General features: G+C 39.2%; 13 protein-coding genes and 1 pseudogene. 8 read left to right on the top strand and 6 right to left on the bottom strand.

Annotation, left to right across the window (positions count from 1 at the left end; all coding sequences use genetic code 11):
• Positions 1–249 precede the first annotated feature (249 nt).
• From I3254_RS00280 to I3254_RS00260, 5 genes are all read right to left on the bottom strand, one after another.
• Positions 250–747 carry a DUF1643 domain-containing protein gene (locus I3254_RS00280; protein WP_238050422.1) on the bottom strand — a complete coding sequence of 166 codons (498 nt, stop codon included), beginning with the start codon at positions 745–747 and terminating at the stop codon, positions 250–252.
• 110 nt (positions 748–857) lie between these two features.
• A complete protein-coding gene (locus I3254_RS00275; RefSeq protein WP_238050415.1) occupies positions 858–1514 on the bottom strand; it encodes a hypothetical protein in 657 nt (218 codons plus the stop codon).
• Between the two features lie 40 nt (positions 1515–1554).
• Positions 1555–1935: a hypothetical protein gene (locus I3254_RS00270; RefSeq protein WP_238050413.1), complete on the bottom strand. Its 381-nt coding sequence runs from the start codon at positions 1933–1935 to the stop codon at positions 1555–1557.
• A gap of 213 nt (positions 1936–2148) precedes the next feature.
• Complete coding sequence (locus I3254_RS00265; RefSeq protein ID WP_238050411.1) at positions 2149–2418, bottom strand: hypothetical protein; 270 nt, start codon at positions 2416–2418, stop codon at positions 2149–2151.
• Positions 2419–2482: 64 nt separating this feature from the next.
• Positions 2483–3082: a hypothetical protein gene (locus I3254_RS00260; protein WP_238050409.1), complete on the bottom strand. Its 600-nt coding sequence runs from the start codon at positions 3080–3082 to the stop codon at positions 2483–2485.
• A gap of 408 nt (positions 3083–3490) precedes the next feature.
• Here I3254_RS00260 and I3254_RS00255 point away from each other — a divergent pair, with 408 nt between their 5' ends.
• The 6 genes and pseudogenes from I3254_RS00255 to I3254_RS00230 all read left to right on the top strand — a co-directional run bounded on the left by I3254_RS00255 (position 3491) and on the right by I3254_RS00230 (position 9064).
• Positions 3491–3913, top strand: coding sequence for a hypothetical protein (locus tag I3254_RS00255; RefSeq protein ID WP_238050408.1), 423 nt, complete (start codon positions 3491–3493; stop codon positions 3911–3913).
• 32 nt (positions 3914–3945) lie between these two features.
• The gene (locus tag I3254_RS00250; protein WP_238050406.1) at positions 3946–4929 is read left to right on the top strand and encodes a WG repeat-containing protein; all 984 of its coding nucleotides are present in this window, start codon (positions 3946–3948) and stop codon (positions 4927–4929) included.
• Between the two features lie 21 nt (positions 4930–4950).
• Entirely contained in the window at positions 4951–6318 is a 1368-nt protein-coding gene (locus I3254_RS00245; protein ID WP_238050401.1) for an AAA family ATPase, read from the top strand.
• 1 nt (position 6319) lies between these two features.
• Positions 6320–7450: a 5-methylcytosine-specific restriction endonuclease system specificity protein McrC gene (gene mcrC, locus I3254_RS00240; RefSeq protein ID WP_238050400.1), complete on the top strand. Its 1131-nt coding sequence runs from the start codon at positions 6320–6322 to the stop codon at positions 7448–7450.
• Positions 7451–7521: 71 nt separating this feature from the next.
• Positions 7522–8122 (top strand): annotated as a pseudogene (locus I3254_RS00235) (transposase).
• A 351-nt stretch (positions 8123–8473) separates the two neighbouring features.
• On the top strand, positions 8474–9064 hold the full coding sequence (locus I3254_RS00230; protein WP_238050399.1) for a recombinase family protein: 591 nt from the start codon (positions 8474–8476) through the stop codon (positions 9062–9064).
• A gap of 155 nt (positions 9065–9219) precedes the next feature.
• On the opposite strand, the gene I3254_RS00225 is transcribed toward I3254_RS00230, so the two are convergent.
• Positions 9220–10104 carry a LysR family transcriptional regulator gene (locus tag I3254_RS00225; protein ID WP_238050398.1) on the bottom strand — a complete coding sequence of 295 codons (885 nt, stop codon included), beginning with the start codon at positions 10102–10104 and terminating at the stop codon, positions 9220–9222.
• Positions 10105–10203: 99 nt separating this feature from the next.
• Between I3254_RS00225 and I3254_RS00220 the strand changes: the two genes are divergently transcribed.
• Together I3254_RS00220 and I3254_RS00215 are read left to right on the top strand one after the other, a co-directional pair.
• Positions 10204–10959 (top strand): SDR family oxidoreductase, encoded by a 756-nt coding sequence (locus tag I3254_RS00220; protein ID WP_102090359.1) that lies wholly within the window; start codon positions 10204–10206, stop codon positions 10957–10959.
• 84 nt (positions 10960–11043) lie between these two features.
• Complete coding sequence (locus I3254_RS00215) at positions 11044–12099, top strand: SDR family oxidoreductase (RefSeq protein WP_227501895.1); 1056 nt, start codon at positions 11044–11046, stop codon at positions 12097–12099.
• The last annotated feature ends 279 nt before the right edge of the window (positions 12100–12378 follow it).

The following is a 12378-nucleotide window of genomic DNA, read 5'->3' as shown; positions in this document are numbered from 1 at the left end:
TTTTATGATTATGTTTGATGACCGTATCAGTAAGCATTTAATCTAAATGGCAGTTACACAGAATCTGGGATGGTCTCGTTCGGTACCCTATTGAGGACTTAAAACCTTGACTGTAGGCTAATGATATCAGGGTTTTAACTTGCTGAAATAGTCACAGTGTACTTCACTGTGTACATGCAGTGAGCTTTTGGATCATTATTTCTATTTCCCATAAGCACTGTTATGGGATGGATGTTAGGAAATGTCATGTTAGATGAAAGTTGTTGGAGGATATTCGTATAGTGTTGGCTTAGTTGAACCATGAACGTACAAAGGGTGTTTAGGCTCACCATTTTTATTTATATCTAAGCAGTATAATTTATTTTGCTCCGTATGTTTTAATATCTCTCTGACTTGATTAGCCCTATCTCTGTGAAGACCGTCATTACCCCAACAAACAATAATTCTATCCACCTTAGGTAGCTTGGCTAAAAATTTATCGTTTTCTGAGCCAATAGGATCTTCTTGTGCCTTCATATCAGTTGGGTCTGTAGCACGATAAGCAAACACATTAAACATGTACATCCCACCTGCCCCCCAAGATTTCGCAAAATCTATACATCGCTTAATAGTCTTATCATTATTAACCTCATCAGCTGTTGATGGATTTAAAGCTATAAAAGCTACTAGCGATTTTTTTTCATCCCATATACGCTCCAATGAGTATCTATATTTCTCGCACTTTGATATTTTTGCATCTGTTTTCATATTAGCATTTCCTTATACAAGATAACTTATACCATTCACAAAAATTAGGGTAGCAAGTGCAAGTACTACGCACGGTAGACTAAACAAGTTGGACGCTGCTATCTTTTGAATTATGGTTCAGCATATATGGCTCTTAAACAACAATGACTAGGTGCATCAACAGTGCTTTGACTATAATATATATCTGAACTGTCACAGGCTGACTCTACAGCGTTAGATATATAAGCATAATCATCTAACGCTAAGCTTTCGTTGCTCTCTGGATTGACGAATATACCTTTTATAAGATCAGCACTAGGAATCTGGCTCACCAATTCTTGTGTCGCAGCCTGTATTGAACATGGTTCAGAATTATCCATCGTACCAGTTTGAATAAACTTGAATGATTTACTACATTCAAATAAGCTTTTAATATCATAAAGATTTAAACATATGACATAGCGTGAAGAATAGATATCTAATAGCTGAATAATATCATTCACTTGGTCAGGCTGACATTTTATAGTGGTCTTCACAATATCCATATGTTCAAATAAGTGTTTGGAGCTATTTTCTTTTGTCTGTAGTCCCACCAAGAAATCAGCACCCACCGTCTCTTGTAGCTCTGATAATGCTTTTTCATTCCAGTAGTCGTTGACAACGAAGCAGCCAATGATAGATGGTGGAAAATATTCCATATTTGGTCGATATAAGGCCGCAATAGTTATATCTCTATTACTAGAATTCACAATATCAACTTGCATTGCATGAGCAGAATTATTATCCATAACTATGTACTCTACGGCTCTATATTGTTGATATTGGTTGTTAGAAATTAATCTGAATACTTACTTTAGACTCATCTATACCAGCCACACAAGCAACCATATGCTTTGCTTCAGCTATGATATCGGATAATGCATTTTCATCCTGCTCACCTGAAATTTCATCAATAGCACTTATTACATCTTTCGACTTTGATTTATCTTCAAAGACAGACCACTCAAGACTCTCAACATCAAGATCAATGTTTTCTAGTAAGTCATCTGTCGTTATATAAGATAAAGGATACCTTTGACCATCTGTCAGTTTTCTCCAAGCTTTCTTAAAGTTAGCAGTGTCTGGTAATAGCGCATATTCACTAATATGAATTACTTTCCTTCCTTCGTATTCCTTTGAAGCTGTCCAACCTAAGATCTTACCAATCATGAATGCTTGACCATGATTAACGCCATCCTTTACCGCCTATGGTGCTCTATGGTTTCTCATAAGAACGACATATTCGGCCTTGTCAATACGATCAGTCCTTGCTTTCCAATAGGCTGAGCTTCCCTCTGATTGCTGATGTGGCTAAAGAAACACCTAAACTGATCACTACTCATTAATCCACTATAAGTAGATTAATAAGCCTTTTTAAGTAGTTCAGCTGGGACATACTGTTTTAAACTGGCTAATAAATTCTTTTAAGGTAAATCCCTCACTTAATGGACTATTATTATTGACTTGCTCAGGCGTTAAATTATCAATAAAAGGCTGCTCGTTTCGTGAAGCACCTCTACGAACAATCTCAAACCTCATAGGAATTTCACCTGATTTATTAGCACGTCTAAGTGTCAGATTTTTAGACTTAGCCAAACTGAGTAGTTCATTATAGTTATCTCCACGAGTTGTAGCGGTTTTCTTAGTTAACATATTTATCTATAACCTAATTTTATGCGTTTTTAATGAAGGCCACTGTGTGAAATCCCTATAACTTTTAATCACGCAAGTACCATTTAAACTCTTTATCTTTTGCATCCCATTCAGAATTACTACCGAAATACTCTCTTCCATCGTACTTTATATGTTTGACTATGTACGTATCCATATACTCATGATAGTAAAGTTCTAGCTTGGTTGGGTCAAAATCACTACTACTAGATATAATCTGATTTTCTTCAAACTGTAGCCCTGTAGTGGTTTCCCTAGCCATAAATGCGCAAGTGCCTGAAGGTAAATCATTTATCATCCCAATAGATGAGCTAATGCACGTTGTCTTAATTCCGAGCTCTTCTAAGGTATCTAAATCAAGGTCGCATTCCCAATCATCATCTCCATTCTCTAAATCTACACTCAAAATACAGTAACTAGTTAATTCTGCGCCTGATATACACCACAAATTATCCACATCATACAGACAACCACCATCAACAAAATCGTGCTCTTTAGGTATTTGTAAGTTACTTGATTCAGGGTCGTCTAAATAATCAGCGTATTCCTGTAAGTAAATATCTTCATCTTCGAAATACTCATAAGTATCCTTTGCTACTGTACCAGCGTAAATAAATGTACCGTAACCTCTTAGTGCAATAATCATTACTATCTCCTCAATTAAATATTGTACACATACGTTTGTTTTTTACCTTTTATTAAGACTACCAAAATAATTTTCTATTGAACAGTATGTAGATCTTCTTTACGACATTATACGTCGTGTTCGACATAATTTTACTATTTAAGAGACTTTGATAGGTTGTACAGCTCGCTGCATTTTTTTCCATATTCACTCATGTTGATACCCATCTGTGCAAAAGACTGAGCTATTCCAGCTGAAACCTTCTTTTTACCTGCTCTTTGAAATTACGTTTTATTTGTCAATTTAAGAATTTCTTAGTTAAATCCTACGGATGCGTCATTTAATGTCGCACAGGACTCTTGAGTCATTGCAATAGAAATAGATTTAGACGATAGTAATACCAAACAACTATCTATTAAGGGGTGTTATATGAAAAAAATATGTCTGACATTAATTTTGGCAATCAGCAGTACTTGTAGTTTCGCAGGACTGCCTGAGATGATGAATACTTATAATAATCCAGACACTGCACCGAATGTGCCCGAATGTAGGGGTGATAGTTATTGCAACGGATTTATAGCCTTATCTAAACAGTGGAAAGATATTCCTGACTCTTATCGTTATGAGGGTGACCATGACATTAAGTACTACGCCAAAAGAGGTTGGACTTATGATGATCAAGGACGAAATAGAGGGCTTTCTATGGGTTTTGGTTGGTCTGTAGATAGATCAAATCGTTTTATAGAAGGTGCAGAGTACTATACTGATAATAGAGGGTATATTCCTGACCACTATGAAGGGGGGTTAGCAGTATTGCTATATATAGAAGATAAAAATGGATGGACAAAATAATAGCCTTAACAGTAAAAAACGTAGGAATATCAATGAATAAAAGTTTTTTAAAAACAGTGAGTGCTAGTCTATTAAGTTTGATGTATTGCTCAGTTGCAAATGCAGATTTGCAGCGTTTTTATGAAGAGTCAACAGACAGCTGGGATTGTGGCTACAAAAATAGTTTTGGTGAAGTGGTGGTTCCTACTGGTCTGTTTGAGACTTGTGGAGAGTTTTCTGATGGTTTAGCTTATGTTGGAAAAATAAAAAAGGGCTACGATGAAGAAGGCAATCTAAGCTATAAAAATCTTCAGGGCTTTATTGATAACAAGGGTAGATTGGTTATTCCTGTTGAGCATGAAGCTAATGATACAGGTATGGATACTGACTATAAGAGCTTTAGTGAAGGACTAGTGGCTGTTTATCGTAATGGTAAGTATGGATATATGAATAAGCAACGAGAACTTATCATTCCCTATCAGTATCAGTCAGCAGAAGCATTTCAAGACGGGTTGGCAGTCGTAAGCTTGAAAGAGAAATATGGAGCTATTGATCAATCAGGAAAAACTATTGTTCCTTTTAAATTTAACTTTCTTCACTCTTATTCAGATGGACTGGCTCAGTATACTGAAAGTAATCACTGGAATAATGGCAGTCAATATGGTTTTGTTGATACCAATGGCAATATCTCAATTAAAGCAAAATGGGATCGTGCTTGTGATTTTTCAGAGGGTTTAGCAGCCGTTCGAGTGGGTGACTATGAGACTGGTAAATGGGGTGTTATCGATAAATCTGGTAATTTTATCGTGGAACCTAAGTACGATGCGCCTAATATTCAAACTTGGAGCGACGCATACTACGATGATTGCTACTACAAAGAAGGTAAAATAAATATGTATCAATACACTGATGCTAGTAAACCACACGAAAGTAGTATTACAAGATATACGCTTGACAATCAAGGTAATGTCATTAGTGAAACGTTCTATGCTAATTGGGATGCTGTCATCAAAAAATATGAATTCCAAAGTTGGTAAAAGTATATTAAGGAATACGCTATGAATAATTATGTTCAATCAGTCGCTATGCAGCCCTCTTGGATGACTCGTACTACACTAAACGATATAGGTCAGTTGATTCAAAAAAGCACTTGGCAGTTTGAAGAGGATATTAATCTTACTGATAAAGTGAATCTTAGCGACGTACAAAAAACATCCGTTATCCGTATAAAATGCACTGAAAAATACAATACTTGGCAAGAGATGATAGCTTGTCAAGCTTATCAGCTATGCTGCGATAAAAGCTCATCTGAGTTTACAAAACAAGAGTTTCTAGACAGATTTGAGAACGATCTCGACAAAAGATGGCCTGGTAGGAAAGATATAGAGGGAACTGTTGTACATTGTTTAGGGGTGATGAGGAAAAGCAATCAACTAGAGCAGTTAAGTAGAGATTCATATCGCTTATTGGATGAAAGCTCAATACAAGGACTTGATGTTCAGACATCTCATGATGTTTTGACTACTGAAAAGAATAGAGATCCTTATAATGTAGACAGTATTATCAAAGACGGATGTTTTTTACCTAAGGCTAAAATCGAAAAAACACTCGAACGCCTAGAAGCTAAAAAAAATATAATCTTACAAGGACCTCCTGGGACTGGCAAAACGTGGCTAGCTAAGAGATTAGCCTTTGCCTTAATCGGTCAGCGTAATGACAATCAAATAAAAGCGGTACAGTTTCATCCAAATCTCTCTTATGAAGACTTCATACGTGGTTGGCGACCCTCAGGGGAAGGTCGATTATCATTAGTAGATGGACCTTTTATGGAGATGATAAAAAAATCGATAGAAAATCCTGAAAAAGAGTATGTCATCGTCATTGAAGAGATTAATCGTGGCAACCCAGCCCAAGTGTTTGGTGAGATGCTCACACTACTGGAAACGGACAAGAGAAACCCAGATGAAGCGTTAGAGCTGTCTTATAAAAAGACTGATGGTGAACGTGTATTCATACCTGAAAATTTATACGTTGTGGGAACTATGAACGTTGCCGACCGATCACTTGCATTAGTTGATCTTGCCTTGCGTCGCCGCTTTGCTTTTATTGACTTAGAACCTACACTTGGAAAAGCTTGGCAACGCTGGGTACACTCTCAAAATGGTATCGATATCGATTTCTTAAGACAGATTGATAGTCGTATGACTGACTTAAACAATGAGATCTCAGCAGACACAAATCTTGGTGCGCAATTTCAGGTAGGACATAGTTATGTGACACCAGCTGGTAATATGAAAGTCAATAATCCAAAAGCATGGTTTAGTGACGTTGTCGCAACAGAAATAGCGCCTTTACTGGATGAGTACTGGTTCGATGATCTCGAAAAATCTCAAAAAGCTCAAAAGCATCTAGTTGAAGGCTTATAGTATGTCTATCAAGCTTGATGAAAAGAACGGGTACATTGGCAAAATACCCGTTCGTAATCTATGGTTACTCATGCTGTATGCTTCAGACATCTATAAAGAGCTTAATATAGCCAATGTCGCTGTTGAAGAAAGCCCTGATGATATTCCAGATCTGGTTGCAGAAATACTGTGCCGCCGCGTTGAACGTCGCATTCAGCTAAACCTAAGTTATGCGTATCAACATCGTGAAGCAGTAGTTAGTCGAGTTCGTGGAAAAATAGACCTGCTTGACACTGAAAGAGGCAGGTTACTTGAGCGAGGTAAGATCTCCTGCAGCTTTGATGAGTTAACCATTGATACACCGCGTAATAGATATGTTAGGGCAGCTCTTGAGGTTATTTCTAAAGTAGTTAAACGAAAAGATTTGGCTCATCGGTGCCGATCGCTAGATATACGTCTAAGACGAATGGGTGTCAGTCAAATACGCCCTAGTCGTAGTGAAATATCAGTGGATAGATTTGGAAGGCACGATGCTAAAGATAAGCCTATGGTGACGGCCGCACATCTTGCCTTTAATCTAGCACTGCCTACCGAGTCTAAGGGTTGCACTACTTTACCTTTACTTGATAGAGATGATCTACCGTGGCTTCGCAAGCTTTTTGAAAAAGGCGTCGCTGGGTTTTATGATACAGTTCTGTCAAATCAATGTTATCGAGTAAGTGCAGGGAAAGTACTTAAATGGCAAATAGATGATAAAAGTTCAAGTATGGATAAAGTTTTTCCTAATATGAAGACGGATATCATCATTGATAATACGGACTTGGCGTATCGCATTATTATAGATACTAAGTTTAATGCTGTAGTTACAAGTGGATGGTATCGAAATGAAACGTTAAGAAGTGGGTATCTGTATCAGATGTACACTTACTTAAGGTCTCAAGAAGGTAATGATGACCCTCTTAATAAGAATGCTGGTGGTTTATTTATTCATCCTTCGATAGGTGAGAATATCAATGAGTATGTCATTATTCAAAATCATAAAATAAGCTTTACTACTGTAGATCTAAACATTACAGCAAATGAGGTTCGAGAACAGTTGTTGAAAATTGTGCAATGTAGCTTTAATGTCGAGCCTTTCCTAAAAACTGTGTAACTGCTTATAATCCACTAACCGGAGAATAAGCAACGACGAACCAATCTGACCCTAAAAAACTGGCCGAGCAAATGGCTGGTAGCATGAACAGCTTTGAGGATATCAAAGACTTTCAAAAGCAGCTCATGCAATCCTTTATCGACACTGCTCTTGAAGCTGAGATGAAAGACCATCTCGGCTACCCCAAGCATGAAAAAGCAGACAAGCCTAATAAGCGCAGTGGACACACTAAAAAGACCGTCCGCAGTGACATAGGCGATATTGAGATATCCACCCCAAGAGACCGTGATAGCAGCTTTAAGCCTGTGCTATTCAGTAAGCATCAAACCCGTATTTCAGGTCTTGACGATAAAATCATCTTTTCTTATGCCAAAGGTCAAACCACCACTGAGATTGTCGAAACCATTAAAGAGCTCTATGACGTCGACATCTCAAGCTGCTTGGCAGAACCGGCCATTAAGCAGTGTTTATCCTATCGTCTATTTGGACTGTATTGTCGTTAAAGTACGTCAAGACAAGCAGATCATCATCAAAGCCATTTACTTAGCCATAGGCGTCAATCTTAGCGGTAAGAAAGAGCTCCTTGGTATGTGTCTATCAGAGAATGAGGGCGCCAAGTTATGGCTTGGCGTACTCACTGAACTACAAACTCTTTTATCACATTCTCAATAAAAATTTTTATAAATAAACCGCCCAATAACTTCATAAACAACTCTTTCTAAATTTTATCAGTTACTAAAAATAGATTATAACGGTCTTTCTCAAACTACCAACTACGACAAGCACTGAGAAAAAATGTAATGATCGCCATCATCGTTTAGGTACCCATGATTGAGGCGCTTTTACTACGCTTAGACGCATATTTTTTTTCTCGCCGACTATCATTAGCCTATACCCAAAACATAAAAACTCTAAATGACAACCTTTCTATCATTAGACTCGTTTTTATTATTAAATGATAGTAATATCATGCTATTATCAATGAACATCAATTTATAAGTCTAAATGATACAAAGAGGCGTTATGACTGTTCGTATTTATGTGAGAGCCAGCACTAAGGATCAAGACGCTACCAGAGCATTAGCTGATTTGGTGACCTTCAGTACAGATTATGATGATAGCCATGTGGAGTACGTTGAGCATTTCAGTGGTACTAAACTCGATAGGCCCGCACTCACTCTGTTACTCAATGACGCTGAAGAAGGCGATATATTGCTTGTTGAAAGTGTGGATAGATTAAGCAGGCTATCTCAAGACGATTTTGCGATTCTAAAACAGCGTATCAAAGATAAGGGCTTACGATTGGTGGTGGCTGACCTACCAACCACGCATACGGTTAGCGGAGGTATGACAGGTGAGATCCTAACAGTGATTAATCACATGCTGATCGACTTGTTAGCAACAATGGCAAAGCTTGATAACGACAAGCGTAGAGAGCGTATCAAGCAGGGATTGGCTAACAGTGGCTATAAGCCCACTGGTAAGAAGCCTAATACAACGAAACACAATCGTATTAAAGAATTGGACAGTCAAAACAATATGACAAAAGAAGAGATCGCTAAGGCGGTTGGTGTTGGCGTAGCTACCGTTTATCGGGTGTTAAAGGAGGGATGAGAGCTGAGATGTTGACCTATTCTTTAAATTACGTACTATAGCTTTACTTTTTCTTAGTCATGGCAAACTCTTCATCGAGTCGTTAGTTTACCGAGTTTTCTTATACGGTTTCTTCAGCATAGCTCACTTATCAGCTGTCCTAAATTAGTTGACCACTACACTTTTAGCCTGTCAACGATAAAATCTATCATCGCCAGTACTCGGTTTGGCGATGGGCGATGTCCGGGGTAGACCGCATAGAGATTGATCAGCTGATGTGTAAAAGAAGTAAGCACACACTCTAAACGTCCTGCTTTAAGGTCTTCCTCAATGTCGAATTCACCTTTTACAACCACACCTGCACCATTAATAGCCCATTGGCGTAGTACACCTCCATCATTGGCCAATCTGTTGCCGGATATTTTAACTGCAAATGATTTTCCTTGTTCGATAAAGTGCCATTCCGATTGCGAAGCGTTGGGACGAGCTAAAACCAGACAGTTATGCTGTAAGAGCTCTCTAGGATGCGTGGGCTTCCCGTTGTTTGCCCAATAAATCGGGGCTGCACATACGTAGCGCTTTTGACTCGTTAATCGGCGTGCTTTGAACTCTGAATCGACCAGAGGTCCGGTTCGAATGGCGAAATCAAAGCGTTCACCGATCAGATCCACGACACCATCCGATAGATGAAGATCCACTTTTATTTGTGGGTGTAACTCTAGAAATTCATCAATGATAAATGGTAATCGAGTACGACCAAAATCATTGGTTGCTGTAAAACGAATGGTTCCTCGTAGTGGTCCATTTTGATTAACATGATCAAGCGCTTCTTTTATTTTTCCGAGTATGGAGCGGCAGTGATGCAGAAACTGCTCTCCCTCCGGTGTAAAGTACATGCGCCGAGTAGTACGCATAATCAGTGTTACGCCTACGTACTGCTCTAATTTTTGTAATGCTTGCGTGACTGCTGAGGGAGCGATGTTCCTTTGTCTGGCTACTCCAGCCATAGAGCCGATATCGTGAATATCCACATATATCTGCATTAAGTCAAGTCTGTCCATTATTCAATATTCCTGAATAAACCATTCTTTATATGGTTAATTATTAGTTGATTTAAATATTGTATCATAAAGACCAATTAACGATTTAGGCAGAATAAAATGACAACACCACTGATACAGAGCAATGATGGTCAAGGCTCACTGAAAGGCAGAAAAATTTTTATTGTTGGTGCAGGCTCAGGAATGGGGGCGGCGCTTGCAACGATGGCGGTCGCTCGTGGCGCCAAAGTGGCCTTAGCTGGGCGAAAGCAAGATAAGTTGGATAAGGTTGCAGCAGAACTGGGTGACAGTGTATTAGGTACTTATGCGCTAGATATTAGTGATGCGAAGCAAGTTGATGTAGCACTTGCAGAGCAGGCGCCATACGATCACATTGTATCGACCGCTGCTGATCTGGTGTTTAAGCCATTTTTAGAGTTGTCGGATATGGAGATTCAAAGTATGGTTGCCAGCAAGCTTTATGGTCCGATCAACTTAGCGCGTAGCGCTGATAAGCACCTGACAAATTCAGGCTCTGTGTTATTTTATTCAGGCCTTGCCGCTTATCGACAAGGAGTAGGCTCGTCTATTGTTGGTGTTGTAAACATCGCATTAGAAAGCCTTGTGGCTAATTTAGCCATTGAAATGAAACCAAAACGTTTTAATGTTATTTCTCCCGGAGTCGTCGATAGCGCAACTTGGGATATGCTCAATGATGAAGATAAAGCTGCTCTCTTTAATGATGTCGCTCAATCGCTTCCTGTTGGACGAGTTGGTCAAACGAAAGACCTCTCTCACGCAGCATTGGCTATTCTTGAAAATGGCTTTATTAATGGCACCGTGGTCAATGTTGACGGCGGTGGTCGTATCGCCTAATCTGTAAGACAATTAATTTTTGATACCAGCCACTGCTAGTGGCTGGTTTCTATCAAAAAAGTTGACGTTACCTAAGGAGATATAATGCAACCTCATATGCTTGTCGTAGGTGGTTCAGGTGTGACCGGAAACGGGGCTGTTGTCGCATTACAAGATGCTGAGTGGAAGGTAACAACTCTTTCAAGAGCGATTGAGCCTCCCCATGAGACAGCACATTTATCTGCTGATTTACTTGATAGAGCTTCACTACAGAAGCATTCAGACAGTCTGGCCCATGTGACTCATATTTTTTATGCAGCAATCAAACCCTCCGATGATGCAAAGACAGAAGCGGAAGAAAATAGCTTGATGTTTAAGAATATCATCGAAAGTGTGATAGCCGCTGGGGCGGATTTGAAGCGGGTGATATTTCTGCAAGGGGGCAAGGTTTATGGTGCTCATCTTGGTGTGTATAAAACGCCAGCTCGAGAGGATGATAGCCGTCATTATCCACCAAACCTATATTTTGAACACGAAGACTATGCTCGCACGTTAGAGAGTAAAGGTATCAGGTGGACCGCTTTGCGACCGGATATCATGATTGGTCATTCGCTTGGTTCTGCTATGAATATGGGGAACTTGATTGGTCTCTATGGTACGTTGTGTAAACACTTTGGCGTTGCTATGCAATTTCCGGGTTCTGCAGCGGCTTATAGTGTATTGATCAACTTTACGACTGCGAGTTTATTGGGTGAGGCGGTCGTGTGGGCGGCCGACAACGAAAAGGATGGTGCTTATAACGTTACCAACGGTGATGTATGTCGCTGGAAGTATCTCTGGCCAAAAGTGGCGGAATGGTTCGGACTGGATGTCGGCGAGCCACAGCCAATTAATCTTCAGCAACGTTTGAATCAGGCATCAGATTCCGAATGGAAGAATATTGCAACTCGATATGACTTGCGAGAGCCTGATATTAATCGTATTGCTCAAGGCAGTTTTGGTGACTTCCTTTTTCATGTCGAAACCGATGGGATATTTGATGTGACGAAAGCTCGTCAGGCTGGATTCAATGAAATGAGTTTGCGTACAGATAATGAAATCATTGAGCATTTAGACAACATGGTAAAAGATGGATTAATTCCCAATCCCCAAACTATGTAATGATTGTTTTTCTCAAATTTTTTTGAAAGTCATCATTAGATTAAAAAAGTTGCTGGGTATCAAGAAGCTGGTGTCGTCACGGACGAGACGTTTAATCACAAGCTGAATGAGATTATCAGTACGCTTTAAGCTTTGATGTAACTGAAAGAGATGAATAAAAAAACACTCAACTTGGTTGGGTGTTTTTTGTTAAATAAATCTCTAGGGCGTGTCTTCAATTCATCTTACAATGAACGATAGTACACGCCAGATAAAGCATTGACTTAAAATTACGCGCTA

It is taken from the genome of Psychrobacter sp. Ps2, assembly GCF_022129405.1.
In the GTDB taxonomy this organism is placed as follows: domain Bacteria; phylum Pseudomonadota; class Gammaproteobacteria; order Pseudomonadales; family Moraxellaceae; genus Psychrobacter.
Note: the sequence above shows the minus strand (reverse complement) of the source record. Positions and strands in the feature narration are given on the sequence as shown.